Annotated in this window: 15 protein-coding genes; all 15 read left to right on the plus strand. The window is 35.9% G+C overall.

Annotated features, from left to right (window positions below; translation table 11 throughout):
• Positions 1-41 precede the first annotated feature (41 nt).
• The 15 genes from K412_RS0116015 (at position 42) to K412_RS0116085 (ending at position 15,176) form a co-directional block, all read left to right on the plus strand.
• Entirely contained in the window at positions 42-3,437 is a 3,396-nt protein-coding gene (locus K412_RS0116015; protein ID WP_024834036.1) for a hypothetical protein, read from the plus strand.
• Between the two features lie 85 nt (positions 3,438-3,522).
• Positions 3,523-3,975 carry a hypothetical protein gene (locus tag K412_RS0116020; RefSeq protein WP_024834037.1) on the plus strand — a complete coding sequence of 151 codons (453 nt, stop codon included), beginning with the start codon at positions 3,523-3,525 and terminating at the stop codon, positions 3,973-3,975.
• A 145-nt stretch (positions 3,976-4,120) separates the two neighbouring features.
• Positions 4,121-4,789, plus strand: coding sequence for a hypothetical protein (locus tag K412_RS0116025; protein ID WP_024834038.1), 669 nt, complete (start codon positions 4,121-4,123; stop codon positions 4,787-4,789).
• Complete coding sequence (locus K412_RS22955) at positions 4,786-4,911, plus strand: hypothetical protein (protein WP_278244544.1); 126 nt, start codon at positions 4,786-4,788, stop codon at positions 4,909-4,911. The genes K412_RS0116025 and K412_RS22955 overlap by 4 nt, the downstream gene beginning before the upstream one ends.
• 3 nt (positions 4,912-4,914) lie before the next feature.
• Positions 4,915-5,517 carry a hypothetical protein gene (locus K412_RS0116035; protein ID WP_024834039.1) on the plus strand — a complete coding sequence of 201 codons (603 nt, stop codon included), beginning with the start codon at positions 4,915-4,917 and terminating at the stop codon, positions 5,515-5,517.
• A gap of 22 nt (positions 5,518-5,539) precedes the next feature.
• Positions 5,540-6,208, plus strand: coding sequence for a hypothetical protein (locus K412_RS0116040; protein WP_024834040.1), 669 nt, complete (start codon positions 5,540-5,542; stop codon positions 6,206-6,208).
• 284 nt (positions 6,209-6,492) lie between these two features.
• Positions 6,493-6,669, plus strand: a complete 177-nt coding sequence (locus tag K412_RS22355; protein ID WP_157833837.1) for a hypothetical protein — start codon at positions 6,493-6,495, stop codon at positions 6,667-6,669.
• Between the two features lie 66 nt (positions 6,670-6,735).
• Entirely contained in the window at positions 6,736-7,107 is a 372-nt protein-coding gene (locus K412_RS0116050; protein WP_024834041.1) for a response regulator, read from the plus strand.
• A gap of 19 nt (positions 7,108-7,126) precedes the next feature.
• Positions 7,127-7,978: a hypothetical protein gene (locus K412_RS0116055; RefSeq protein ID WP_024834042.1), complete on the plus strand. Its 852-nt coding sequence runs from the start codon at positions 7,127-7,129 to the stop codon at positions 7,976-7,978.
• Between the two features lie 30 nt (positions 7,979-8,008).
• Entirely contained in the window at positions 8,009-8,509 is a 501-nt protein-coding gene (locus tag K412_RS0116060; protein ID WP_024834043.1) for a carboxypeptidase-like regulatory domain-containing protein, read from the plus strand.
• 58 nt (positions 8,510-8,567) lie between these two features.
• Positions 8,568-12,473 carry an InlB B-repeat-containing protein gene (locus K412_RS21470; RefSeq protein WP_024834044.1) on the plus strand — a complete coding sequence of 1,302 codons (3,906 nt, stop codon included), beginning with the start codon at positions 8,568-8,570 and terminating at the stop codon, positions 12,471-12,473.
• A gap of 57 nt (positions 12,474-12,530) precedes the next feature.
• Positions 12,531-12,842: a hypothetical protein gene (locus tag K412_RS0116070; protein WP_024834045.1), complete on the plus strand. Its 312-nt coding sequence runs from the start codon at positions 12,531-12,533 to the stop codon at positions 12,840-12,842.
• 237 nt (positions 12,843-13,079) lie between these two features.
• A complete protein-coding gene (locus K412_RS0116075) occupies positions 13,080-13,334 on the plus strand; it encodes a hypothetical protein (RefSeq protein WP_024834046.1) in 255 nt (84 codons plus the stop codon).
• 28 nt (positions 13,335-13,362) lie between these two features.
• A complete protein-coding gene (locus K412_RS0116080) occupies positions 13,363-13,863 on the plus strand; it encodes an HNH endonuclease family protein (protein WP_024834047.1) in 501 nt (166 codons plus the stop codon).
• A gap of 71 nt (positions 13,864-13,934) precedes the next feature.
• Positions 13,935-15,176 carry an S-layer homology domain-containing protein gene (locus K412_RS0116085; protein ID WP_024834048.1) on the plus strand — a complete coding sequence of 414 codons (1,242 nt, stop codon included), beginning with the start codon at positions 13,935-13,937 and terminating at the stop codon, positions 15,174-15,176.
• Position 15,177: the final 1 nt, after the last annotated feature.

Below are 15,177 nucleotides of genomic sequence, written 5' to 3' on the forward strand. Positions count from 1 at the left end.
GGCTATTTATACATGAATAGCTGGTTTAGGGGGTGGGTAGCTTGAGTCAAGAGTATAGAATGAATATAGCTGAGCAAAAAGCACAGTTAATAAACGGTTTATCAGGTTCCCAAGCTAGTGCAAGGCGGTTGAAATATAATATGTACTTAAGGTATGGAGATATTGCTCAGGCTATATACTCTGACCGTTCAAAAGAAGGACTTATTAGAGGAAATCCGGAGGCATTTATTGTTCTTGCTGATGACACTATAAGTAAATGGGCTTTTATAAATAAAATTCGGTGTGAAGATTTTAAAGCTGCTGAGGTAATATATCCGGAACTAAAGAGATTATTTACAAATCTGCAAGAATTACAAAAGGGCATGTCAAAATTAGAAGAATGGACAGGAAAAAGAAAAAGAGATGTATCCTATGAAGAGTTTGTGCGTGGTTTATCCTCTTTCAAGGCTGACAGCATTATACCTCTATTAGATGATATGGAAAAAATTGATGAGGATATTGACTTAGAAATAGAGGACACCGGATATTTTGTTGAAAACGAGGAAATTGATAATGAACAGCCTATAAATAAAGAAATGGAACATGGAATTGGTGTAAAAAACGTAAACAGTATTGATTATGTAACACTAAATAGGCAAATTGCAGAAGCAGAAGCTGATCTAACCAGTGGTCAGTTGGATGCAGAATCAGAGCAAGCTGTAAGAATACTTATAAATGAGCTGAAACAGTTTAAAGATGAAGAATTATCCGGCACAAAAGAGACACTGGAAGTTAAGGATGAATACGCCGGAGGTAGGACTGAAAGCATAAATATATTAAGAGAAATTGGAGCGAGTTTTGAGTTTACAAGGAGGGAAATTAAGGCACTAGAAAAGGCATTTGCTTCTGTAAACTACAATATCAAGGAAGATGAAGAATTTGCACTGACAAATTTTGTTGCAGTTCGTAGAGCAGATTTTTCAGCTACATTCATATTTTCTACTTTAGGGTTAATAAAAAGCAAACGGAAATTAATAAGGGATGTATTCCTAGCACATACTGGCTATGATTCCTTCGGTGAAATTGATAATGCTCCTTATAACAGGCAAGATTGGTGGGCTATAGAATGTATCACAAAAAACAAGAAGTTTACAGTGGCCGAGTGGCCTGGAACAGCTTTACCTGAATATAAAGACTTAGGAAACCTTAAGAAAATATGGGTTGGTTCATCGCTTCGTGAGAAGCATCTAACAATGGACTGGCTGGACGCTCAGAACTCCTTTAACCTTATAGGCGGTAAGTCACGTTCGGGTAAAACTTGTCTATCACATTCACTGTTAATACAGGGTATATGTGGTGGTGTATTACCTACCTTCTTAGACTGGAAACCAGAAGGTTCTGACCTATATAAAGAGTTGGGATTCTTTGCAGTACAGAGAGATGCAAGAGCTTGGTTACCTCAGGGTATGCAACAAGGACTTCACCTGCTGAACATATTGGACGCATTAGCTTGGTTAAAGTCAATGAGTTTTGTATGGAGCAACAGGGAAATAGCAGGTAAGAGGGACTTTGATAAGAATAAGTTGGCAACTCCTGACGACCCTAGCTTACTTTTCGTATTTGACGAGATAGCAGCCTTCATAGGTACTGTAGGCAGTATAAGAATAGGTAAGAAAAGTGAAAAGGATATGACACCCCAGGAAAAGGCAATAAAGACAGTAACTGATTTTGCTGAATCTACCTTTAAGGGATTAAACGCCTGCTTAGCAGCTTGTGCAACATACGGTGTAAAGTTTATGGGTATCACTCAGGACATAATGATGTCTGATACAGTATGGAGTGACAAAGCATGGGGCGGAGACGAAGGTAAGAACTTCAGAAAGAAAATGTTAAATACATTCTGGGGTCGTGGTACCGTTCGTGGAATAGATTGTCCTATCACTGAACAAAAAGAAAGGTCATACGTTAATATGGGTATGGGCCGTTTTGGTTTTGAACAGAACGGTGTAGGAACAACCTTTAGAGCATTAAGAATAGACAACTCAGAGAACCCAAGCTTCCCTGGAATGGACGCTAAAGCAGTATTAACAAATTGTTTGAACGCAGTAGGAAAAGGTTTACCTGAGAATAGGTACTCCTACTTCTCAGCTTTGTTGAATTCTGTGAAGAGTACTCCGGAGTTCCAAGCGATAATCGCAGCTGTGCATAAAGGATTCTGCGGTGTAGGCACTGGAGAAATTGAGAACAAATACAACTCTGGTACATTTGTAAATGAGTTTAATTCATATGAAGATAAAAAAGCTCCTGCTGAGAATAAATCATCATATAAAATTGCAAACATCAAGCCTGATACAGGAAGTACAATGTTTAATGATTTACAAGCGAAAAGAATAGTTAATGATAAACAATTGGAGATAGAAAGAAAAGCAAGGGAAGCATTTGAAAGTTCTATAGAAATGCAAAAGGTTGATGGTAAGACAGGTGTAAATGTAAAGGACACCAGTAATTTAGGTGATATGTCAGATGAAGAAATAATGAAGGCTATTAATGACACAGCAATGGGTATTGAGGATATTTATCCTGTAATAGTAGAGAATAATAATCAGCCTGCAACAAGCATGAAAGGTGTAAATGGCAGATTAAGTATACTTGACACAACAAAAATAAATAACTATTCAAAGCTGAATAATGAGAATAGCATTGATTGTCGCAATGCTGGAGCAGGCTCCTTGTCATGGATAGAAAAAATAATGCTGAATACACCTATTGGAGCAGAAAGATACATAAAGAAAATTTGGAACTCAATTATAGACTGTATTTTAAGTCGTGGGTACAAAAGAGCTCATATTACAAGGGTTAGCATATATGGAGGACAGCTATACATAAATGGAAAGATAGTGAACTTAAATGGGGTAGTAGGCGGATTTGAATGTATAAGGCTAAAGGACATGGTGTCATTTAGGAGCCTATTTAAGAAATTCTTTATGATAAGGGAACTGCGTATAGATGAAGAAATGCTGAACGTAGCAGTCATGGAGTTTGGAGATAATGCAATAGAACAGCTTTTCAAAATGGCTCAAAAGCTGGAGTTTATTTACATACAAACTGAAAATTCTGAAGTCATAGGTATTAATAGGTTATCAGTACAAAGACTTTCAACAAAACAGCTGGTGGAAAAAAGTAAAATGTCAAATGATATGGATCTTCATTGTATTAATCATAGTAATAAAAAGTGGAAGCAAAGAGCAGCTGGAGAAAACATTTGGGGTTGGAAGCTTGCAAAAAGCTCCATATCAATGGCAGGAAAAATGTTTATGGCTAAAAATAATCCAAGCGTTGGTAAAGCAGCCATATATGCAGGCGTAGGATTTTTAGCAGGTACAATAGGTGGAGTTGCATACGGAACAGTTAGATTGGCAAGGGGAATAAGTAACCTTGTCAATTTATTTAAGAAATGACTTTCTATAAAGAAGGGAGGACAGAAGAATTTAAGTTACAAATGTTGCAAATAAAATAAACTATTTGAGATTGGGGGAAATCAGAATGAATAAGTCAGTTGCTATTATTAATAGCGAGGCAGCAAGCCTGCAGGATGAAATTATGAGGTTAAAAGCAGAAAATCTTCTCTTACAAGACAAGTTATCTGATCAAGCTGAAGCAATAAAATTATGTAATAAAACTGAATATAAGAGGGCAATAAAGCTTGTTGAAGAGAACAAAAAGTTAAAGAAAGTCTGCGAAGAAAAAGACGAGAGAATACAAATATTAAAGAGCATAATCACCAGTGACTTTGAGCTCATAAGGCGAGTAAGAAAGGTAGCGAAACCTCAGTTTAATGAAAAGCAATTAAGACAGCTAATTAAATTAGACTATACTGCAAAAGACTTAGCATATGTAATAGATATGAATTATGATATTGAAGAATTCATAAAATATTGCAAATTAAGAGACGAAGAAAAGAATAATGGACAAAAAGATACTGAAGCAGCTAAATAACTTCTCAAGTTACTTTATTAAAGATTGCATTACTGGTATGGATAGTATGCAATCTTTTTTATTTCATTTTGTGGCTTACAAATATACGTATTAGTAGATATAAAAGTAGATGTGAAATATAGACGAAAATGGAGGTGTATGAAATTTGGGTTATTCAATAAGGTTAGCCAACATTCTCAAAGAGATTTCTTTAAATTCATTTAAAGCTGTCCAGCTATTATTAAATGATCGGAAAAACATGGGTTTAACCGAGCATGAACGTGATGTAATTAATAACGTAATAGATAGAATCGCTGATGGAGAGCGCGTAGACAAAGAAAAACTGATTGAAGAGCAAGCTAATAAAATTAACGACTTAGAGGAAAAGTTATTCTTACAGAAATTCCTTTTAATCGATGATGAAAGCCAAAACAAGGTCAGAGAGATTCTCAAAGAAAATGAGAGATTAAAAGCAGAGGTAGCCTCTTTAAATGATATGATTCAATTAATAAAAAATGATGATCCGGCAGATGAAAGAATGAGGCTGGTAAAGGTAAGTGTTATTCAGCAGTTGGTGGCTGAAAACAACAGATTGAAGAGAGAGAATGAAGAGATTAATAATTTAGCGAATCTAGGGCAAAAAATGATAGAACAGCAGAAGAAAGGTAGGAGCAAAAGGAAAGATATTAAGGACAGTGAGATTAAAAGATTGCTTGCTCTTGGGTTCAATGCACATCAGATTTATAAAGATTACAATAACAGAGGTATAAAATGCAGTTTTCAAGCAATCAGAAATAGAATTGAGAAGATGAAAAAGGAAGGGGTGATTACATGATTATTACAGGAAGCCTTTTAACTAATTTGATTATTGCAGTTGTTGCAGGTTTGATGTCGTATATAATTTGGCCTTTAGCTAAGAACGAGGGTAAAAAGGTTAATTATCAGGGGAGGAAGTAACAAATGCTTGAAAAAGAAATATTAAAACAGGTGATACATAGAACAGAAAACATGGTGGTTTTTGAGTTAGACAGTGATGTAAGAATAGAGGTTTATCATGACGGAACTGTAGTTAAGAGTAAAAAAGTTGGCAAATCATTTATGCCAATACCTCTTTATGAAAATGACACTGATAAAGCATTCCACTTTGTTAGGCTAAGATCCAATGGACAAGAAATCACTATAGGACGAGCACGGCTTATCACTCTAGCATTTCATGGAGTGCCTGAAAGCGAGTTTTGCTGTATACGTTTTATTGATGGAAACTATAAAAACCAATCTGCTGATAATGTTGAGTTTGCTACATATAGACAGCAATTTTGCATTCTAGACCTCATTAGCAAATTAAAAAAGTATCAAATTAATATTAATAGGGGCATTTCAGTACAGGATTATGTAGAGCTAGAGAAGCAAGGTTTAGTTTTCTTTAACAGTTTATCGGAAGATAAATTACAGGATAATTTAGTAAAGGTGGCCAGCTATATAAACGGTGATGTATTTAATATAGAAGCAATCGAAGAGTATAGAGCGGATTCAGGGGGAATTTTGACCAGTAATATTTTCTAGGGTTAGCATGGGGGTGAGGTAATTGAATGAGCAACTTATGAAACAATTGAAAGGGCTTGTATATGACTTTGTAGATAATGGAAAAATACTGAATAAGCCTAGAGGTATAACAAAACGCTATGATCTGGATGACAGGAAAATTAAGTTCCTGCAAGGTTTTTTGGACTTGATACTGAATAATGATAAGTTCATCACAAAGGAAAGCAAGTATTACATAAGTAATAAATATATAACAATAGCAGGTGTGGCAGAAGCATTAAAATGTAAAAGCGAAAAAACAGTAAGAACCAAGGTATGGAGAGACAAAAATAAAATAGCATATATCTTTGGGGATAAGTTTATTACAGATATCTTATATTACAAAGATGCTGGTATGGATTTCTATGAAGAAAAGCTGGACGAAGTAAGGTTTAAATATACAGATGTTAAGCTACTAAGCAATATAGACTTAAATCTTCCTCAGGGTGTTATGCAGACAACGGTTGAAGATAATACTTTTGCCGATTTTATAGGAATAATACTTCTGTATTTAAAAACGCAAAAAAGAGCAATTGAGCAGGAGATATCACCAGATATCATTGGTTACATTAAATGGTTATTCTCGTCCAATTTTGGTTTGACACAACAGGATATTGAACGAAAAGAGCGCCTATCGCTATTGCTGGGTGGCGAGGAGTATTCTAGTTTATAGGACTTCAACTTATAATCGCATGACAGCCTCCTTTAAATAAACATTTGCAATAAATATTATTTCATCTCATCAATGGTATGCGTTGGTGGGATATTTTTTTATCATAAATTAATAGGTATCAAATACATCAAGTGATATTTAAATTACAACTAATATAGAGAGATTACATAGCTTAAAAAATATGTGGTCTCTTTTTTTGTATTTCCAATCTGCAAAATCAACTTAAGTTTGATTAAAAATATGAAATTTGATTAAATTTAAAAACTTTTAAGGAGGTTGTCATCATGATGTTACTTGTAATTGCTTTTTGCATAGCACTGGGAGTATTGTTTTGGGCTTGGCTCTGCTACAAAGATGCGGAGAAACAAATGAGAATGAGTAATGATGAATCACTTTGGAATAGAGTATATTATGAGGCATTTAAGAGTGACAGGGTGGATAGTAAGCATAGCTGGTTTTGAGATATTAAATTTATGTGGCGTATATGAGAGACAATCAAGAGCCGATCGAAAACGAGGAATACGATAATGTGTAATGTTATGGTTGTAGATGACTCCTTGTTTATGAGGATGATACTTAAAGAAATAATTGAAAAACAACCTGATGCCAGAATCATTGGCGAGGCTGCAAATGGAATACAAGCAATTGAAATGTATTCACATTTGCAGCCTGACATTATTTTCATGGATATTACTATGCCGAATATGGATGGCATAGTAGCAGCAAAGGAAATCATTAAGCTGGGTGAGACTTACATAATAATGTGTTCAGCAATAGTAGGGCAAAAGCCAATTATAGAGGAATGTTTAATGGCAGGGGCAAAAGATTTTATTACAAAGCCTTTTAAAGAGGAACAGGTAATCAAATCATTAGAAAAATCCAAGCTTTACATGAATTGATATGAGAGGAGGGATATACATGGGAAGTGTTATTCCATTAAGAAATCATCATGATTCAGACGAAAAGGAGCAGTTGAAAAATAATAATGATTTTGCTGAATCGTTATTCTTCGATGCTGAGGAAACAGATAACAGTTCTGACACGGACAGTAAAGAGGAAGAACAAAGCCTTGTTAATTTAAAAAGAGAAATAAAGTTGGCAAAAGAGGCTCTTTCAATATTACTTAATACACATGTAGAAGAAGATACAGAAGCATTTATTAAATGGAGTGAGGATGTACAAAAAGCAAAGGAACACTACAGGAATCTAATGAAACTGTTTAATGAGGATATTGATGCAGATGAAGAAATTGAGAAGCAAATAAGTGAATTAGAGACTTTAGCACTGCTTCTATATACACCTTATGAAAAAAGTAATCCTTTTATAGAGGATGCTGCTGAAGGTGAGGAACCCATTGAAATAACTGACAATACGAGTGAAAGTGATTTGGTCTCATCAGTCGAAACAAAGTTAACAACCCAACCGACTCAAGGGAGTTATGTTCAGCCCCAGCCAAATACACCTATAAAAATTGATATTAATATCAATAATGGTAAGTTAGAGACTCAACACATAACAGAGACAAAAATAGACCCAACATTTCTACAACATACCGTTTATGATGTTAAAAAAGCAGTTGGAAAAGGCATCAGAAAAGCAGTAACAATTTTGACAACTGTTTATGTCTCGACATTTGGAACTATATTCATAAATCAGTGGTTTGGTTTTAATCTACCATCTAAAATTATCAAATATATGGAGCGCATACCCTTGTATGATGAAATATTACAGTTTGTAAATACGATTATCAGTAATTTAAAAGGGTTATAACTTTAAATAAAAAAGAAGGAGAGTAGAAAGATGAAAAGAAAGCTGATTATATCAATGTTAGCAACAGTTGTACTACTTTTTAGTGTTTCTAGCGGCAATGTAAATGTATATGCGGGGGATGGGGGTGAAAGTGATAGCACTGAAATTGTTGTGAATACTGAAATCGATATTACTGATGAAACTGATGTAGATAAAGAGGCAGGAGAAACGAATACACCAATCATAAAGGAAAATGAGGATATACCAGACATCGTGGAAGGTTTAACTGAAAAAAAGGAAGATGAGGATGCCATTAATGAAGTCACAACTGGGCAAGCAATTGAGTACATAGACAGAATATACGATATCGCAACAGGGGAAGGCATTGAAAGTGTGGATGTAACTGCTGAAAACAAAACAACTGGGGATTTGTATAATTGCTTATCAGATAATGAGGGATATTTCAAACTAAGTTTGGTAGCAGGTGATTATAAATTAATTCTCAAGCGAGCGGGTTACAAGGAAAAAATGGTTGATATAAACGTTAAATAATTTGATGTGGCGTGCCGGAGAAAAGGCACGCCACTGGTTTTAAGGAGGATTTATTACTATGATAAAAATGAAGAGAGCACTATCAATAATACTGGCGATATTAATTGCATTTTCAAATGTGATGGTAGCTTTTGCTGATATAGGAATGCAGTCATTGGAATGCAATGTAGCAGTCAATGTAGTAGGAGAAGGAAGTTACGCATCACCGCATCTTACAAATAACACAACAGGCCAGATTCGTGTTGGGATAGTTGGGGAGACGAGTTATTCTATGCAAATGAATATTGGAGACACAGTATCGTTAGAGGCTTCAAATGTTTCAAACTACAAGGTAAAAAAAGTTGAAGCAAATGGTGTAACTGTTTGGGAAGAAAACATTAACGACATAGAGTTTTATGCGACGGTTTATGGAGACGAATTCCCCTATGGTAAATACACAGACAGCTTTGAATCAATGACTGTTTCAACCATTAACAATTATGAGATTATTGGTGATACAACATTTACGGTATATATGGAGCCTGTGCAGCAATATAACTTAAATACTGCTGTGGATCCCGGATATGGTGGAAACATCACAATAAAAGCTAAGGAAGTTGTTAATGCCAATCCAGACACTATAGTATCTACGGGGATTTTCGTTGAAGGCACAGAGGTTACTGTTAATGCTATTCCTCATTTAGGATATAAGTTTGTAAGATGGGATATAAATGGTGAGACTTTTACATATCCAGAAAGGTTTATAGAAATAACAAAGGATACAACTGTAATAGCGTATTTTGAACCTGTAGGAATAAAGGTTTTTGTAGACGATGTGCGTGTAAACTTTCCAGATGCTCAGCCCTTTGTCAGTGAAAACGGTAGAGTAATGATACTCATAAGATTTGTAAATCAGGATTTAGGAGGAATAGTCTACTGGTCTCAAGAGACACAAACGGCAACAATAGACAGAATAGCGTTTAAAGGACAAGCTAACGAACAAAAAATCAGAGTTGAAATGACTTCCGGTGCATATGAATTCAAAGTTAATGGCGTAACATATCCAATGGATGCCTATGTGCAGGGAGTTGCTGGGAATAGATTGGTAATACCTGGGGCATATATAGCACAACCATATCCTGACGTTCATTATGAAGTAAGAGATAATGGAACGGACGTGGAAGCATATTATTATGTTAAAAAAGAGAATCAATTTCCTAATCCAAGTACAAAATATGATACGCCACTACCCAAAATAACACCGGAACCAATTGTAGACTTTGATGAGCCTATAGGTGATTTGGTTGATTTTACAGACAATTACACCCTTACAACAAGTTCAAGCCCTGTTGAAGGTGGACAGGCCTACGGTGGAGGAGCATATGGAAAAGGCTCTTATGTATCAATTTCAGCTGCACCTAACGCAGGATATACTTTTGAAAAATGGATTATAGATGGAGTAGAGAACTTTAATCAGTATGCAGTTTTTACATTAGATAAAGATACGACAGCAGTAGCATATTTCAAAACAAGTGGAAAATCAGCATTAACTATAGCTAAGGAGCCAAATAATATAGGTAATGTAAATATGTTGTATAACATGGCTTGGTCTTATGGTGTAGAAGGTATAATGAATGGACTGGATACTGGTTCAAATATCATTCTTGATGCAAATACTGATGAAGTAAAGTTTATTAAGTGGGTTGTAGACGGAGTAGAGTATTTTGACCCATGGATATCAATAACTCTAAACAGTGATATGATTGCGACAGCATTTTTTGAGGAAATAGCAAAACCAAAATTGAATATTAATAAAAGCCCAACAAATTTAGGATCTGTAGATCTGCTAAACGAAACTACAATGGTTATGTCCTATGGTGTAGAAGGCAGTGAAATGACATTTGATAAAGGTACAAACTTGTCACTTACAGCTCAGACGACAGAGGGTGTGAGGTTTGTAAAGTGGGAAGTTGATGGCGTAGAATCATTTGGTGCGTCTATACAGATAAAAATGGAGGCTGATACTGTTGTTACAGCATACTTTGAAGAAGCACCTGTTTTACCATTGTTTAAATTGAATGCTTCGGTAGTGCCAACTGATGGCGGGAGAATATTACCGGAAACGATTGGATTAGGATTACCATATATGTCAGGCAGTAAAGTGGATATTTCTTGTGAAGCAAATCCGAAATACATATTTGATAAATGGGTAATTGATGGTGTAGAAGAATACAATCAAAATACAGCAATTGTAATGGACAAGGAAAAAACAGCTGTAGCACATTTCAAATTAATCGAAGCACCTAAAGGTACAATTACGATAAGGTATTTAGATGAAGCAGGTAATGAAATAGTCCCAAATGAAATAATCGAGTACCTGGTAGGGGGTTATAAGATTTCCAATAAACCAGTTGATGGGTACATCGCACTTGAACCTACATCGTATGACAAGGTTGATGTTCTTCCCGGGAAGAATAAAACAGTAGAGTTTATTTACAAAGCAATCAAAGGTGAGCTAACTGTCAGCTTCAAAGATGAAGCTACAGGAGAAAAGTTAGCAGAGGATGAAAAAATAAAAGATATCCCCATGGGTAAATTTGAGTATTTTGTAAATAAGGTTATTGAAGGATTTAAGTTAGTAGGAGAAAAAGCAAGGCAGATTTGGTTTACTTTGACAGATACGAGCCAAACAATTGATATATTGTACAGCAAGGAATCTACGCCAGAACCTACACCTGAGCCTACACCTGAGCCTACACCTGAACCTACACCTGAACCTACGCCCGAACCTACGCCTGAGCCTACGCCTGAGCCTACGCCCGAACTTACACCTGAGCCAACACCTGAGCCAACACCTGAGCCTACACCTGAACCTACGCCCGAACTTACACCTGAGCCTACACCTGAACCAACACCCGAGCCAACGCCTGAACTAACACCTGAACCGAAGCCTGAGCCTACCCCTGAACCAATACCTGAACCAATACCCGAACCTACGCCTGAACCGACACCTGAGCCAACACCTGAGCCTACACCTGAACCTACGCCCGAACTTACACCTGAGCCTACACCTGAACCAACACCCGAGCCAACGCCTGAACTAACACCTGAACCGAAGCCTGAGCCTACCCCTGAACCAATACCTGAACCAATACCCGAACCTACGCCTGAACCGACACCTGAACTGACACCTGAACCGATACGTGAACCAACTCCAAAGCCGACAACGGTACCAATACCGGAGTCAATACCAGATACAGATCAAACGTTGGGAATAGTAAGAGGCCAAATTGTATTTTCTGATGGTAAGCCATTATCAAATGCAAAGCTTGAACTTCATTCTAAACCAATAATAACTTACACAGATGATGATGGCAATTTTGAATTTATTGGTGTTCCAATGGGCGCTCACAGAATATATTTGGCTGATGAAAAGTATACAGATACTTTGATTTTAGTAAAAGAGATTAAAATCAGTATAGGTGAGAGTAGCAAGATAATAGACGGTGAGAAAATAAGGAATTATATAAGTAATCAGAGGATGATTGAAGCAGGCATAATAGAAATATCAGAACAAAAACCTGAAGAGATTGTAATGTTTGTTTTAGATATGGGTAGTTCGAGGACTGAAACTAAAAAGAACATACCGGTTATACCAGTTACTGCAGTTGCTGGAACATTTTTATTGGTTGCAGCTGTGGTCTTTGTTAAAAGAAAGAATATCAGAATATACAACCTGTCTGATGGAAATTTAATCGGAAAAAGGAGAATATCTGCAAAGCAAAGAATTAGGCTGCAGTTGAAAGATGAAATTAATCTTGTTGGAGCAGGCAATATTAAAATTGTGTTTAATGGTAGTATTGCAAAAAGGCTTACAGATTGCGTGATTGAAATCTTAAACAAAGATGCAATAGTAGCAAACATAGATTTACCGAGTGTAATAGACCATAACTTAGTCATTGAGCTGAAAGATTATCTAAAATAATAAAGAGCAAGTTGTAAAATAATACTTGCTCTGCATTAGCAGAAAAGGAGGATTCACATGAATAAGGAGGAGCTCATGCTAAGAGTGGAGAATCTAAGATTAAAGGCGGAAATTGAACAGCTAAAAGAAGACAAGAGCTGTAATCCACTACAGATACAGCAGGAGTACGTAAAAAATAGAAAAATTAAGCCTGCTGAGAAGAAGGTTAGTAATATAACAATAGCTGAATTATTTAGTGCAGGGGTTACACCATACAAAATCGGTAAAATGGTAGGTATGAGTCAACAAGGTGTAATTAATAGGCTTCAAAAAATGAACCTGTGGGAGACTAAAGAAAAAGGTAATCAATATAAGAAATCGCAAGAATAGATCTAATACATTATCATATGGACAGTACAAAGCAAAAGCCACATCAAATAAAAAGATGTGGCTTTTGCTTTGCATTAAAGAAAGTAAAGCGGATCTTGATGAATTAATATTCACTTTTTTAGATTAATAAAGAAAACAGTGAATTTTTATTTAGGATCCTAGAAAGGTACTGTAGATTGAATAGTTAATAGAGTTTTCAGATAAAGTGTTGAATTTGTATAGAAAGAAGGGGATGCAATGAGTAGAGAAGAGGTTATTCAAAAGGTAAAAGATGCAAGAAATAAGGCGGGGCTGGAGGTGATTAAGCAAACGTTATTTGAAATTGGGATTATGCCAGATAGTAACCCCGATAAACGCAGAAAAAACATTGATAATTATGACATAGCTGTACTTTGGTTCAGCGGCTATAAACCAAATGACATTGGTAAAAAAGTAGGCATGTCAAAGTCTGGTGTAATTGTGAGGCTTAAAGAAATGGACATTTACGATTAATAAAAGTTTAGGAAGGAGGTTGATACCTATGACACAAAGGGAAGCTCAGATACGGAACATAAGAGCATTAATGAGCTGGAATAGAGAATACTTTCCAAATGGAGTAGCATTAACAAACGGAAAAGATGGCCTGTTTTACAGCTATACAAATGGTGCGATAACAAGGCTGAGGTTAAATAAGGATAATAAATGGAGTTTTTGGGGTAATGGAGTAGGACGGCTCGTTCGTGACTATTTACAATTCCAATTACCTGGTAGCAGGATAAACATTTATAATCATGTTGTAGCAGCCGTTGCATTAGGGCTATTTGATAATGCAAATATAAAGGATGCCTATATAAATCATAAGAATTATAATGGATGTGATAATAGACCCAATAATTTAGAGATATGCACCAACTCGGAAAATACGCTTCACGGACAATTTCGAGTATACTGCATTAATCTTGGGATATGGACAGAAGGAATTAGTATAGAGGCAAAGGAAGCTATTCGGTTTTTAAGGAGTCTAAAGGAGATAGAGCCTTAATATTAAAGGCACTATGCAAATATCTAAACAAACAAGCAGTAAATTACTATATTTAAGGGAGGTCACTTAAGATGGATAAAAGATTTATAAGTAAAAGAACAATTTTAATACCGATGTTGACACTGGTTATTTTGGTAAGCCAGCTCACTAGTGCATTTGCTATATCTTCTACGGAGTTAACCAATTTGGTAAACGAAAGTAATACTGTCGCAGTTGAGATCTATGAACCAGTACTTTCGCAGAAAGTATTTGAAAACTTTAGTGATGTACCTGCAAACGCTTGGTACTTTAAAGATGTGCATGAAGCTCGTAGGTTAGGAATCATTGCTGGTGTAGGCAATAATAAGTTCGCTCCTCATGAGGATATCACATATGCACAGTATTTGAAGATTATTTCAGCGATACTAGATGAAAGTATCAACAATAAACCGGATTCAATTCCATGGTATGATAAATTTATTGAGTCTTGTAGGGTTTTGGGAGCAGTTGATAAAAACGAGGTTGTTCCAGCGACTATAGCAATACCACGTGAATTAATGATTAAATACACCTGTAAAGCATTATCGATTCAGCCTTTCGAGGGCAATGAGATAGTATTTGGTGATGTAAAACCAGAGGATGCAGCATGGATAAATGCAGCCTATAATGAATATCTAACAGAAGGTAGTGGACGTTTACCGAACGGTTCAAAGAAATTTGGAATTGGTGAATATGCCACACGTGCTCAGCTTGCTACGATGGCATTAAGAATAAAAGCATATCATGAGAATCCAACTCAATATAAAGAGCAAGCAGCAGAAGCAAGGGAAGAAGCGGACAAGAAATGGGAGGCAGAAAACGAAGCTAAAATTGATGCAGCGGGTGTAGCCAGAGCGGAAGAAGTATTCAATAATAGTCCGATTTATAATAAGAAAACGAATCATGGATTGAAATTTGGGAACACTGGTTATACCCTAACGGATGCATCCCTATTTGCCGCTAACTTCTTGAATATTTTCCTTAACTATGATGCTACAAATGTAGAGAGCATGGATAAATGGGAAGCTGAACTTGTTAAATATGTCACAACTGGCAGCGCAGAGGATATGGCAGAAGTAAAACAGATAGCAATAGAAAAAAAGGATAAATGCAAAGCAGACCTTTTTCTTAGTGCAGATAGGATTGAGATAATTGACGGAAGGTTTCATGTTCACGCAGTATTCTATGATTACGAGACAAATAAAGTGTATAAAGTTTATTTGAGAATCGGTGCTCATAATGTTAATAAAAATGACATTGCGATAGACAGATGGGAATTTGACGTGGTGGAATAGG

It is taken from the genome of Ruminiclostridium josui JCM 17888, assembly GCF_000526495.1.
Classification (GTDB): Bacteria; Bacillota; Clostridia; order Acetivibrionales; family DSM-1351; genus Ruminiclostridium; species Ruminiclostridium josui.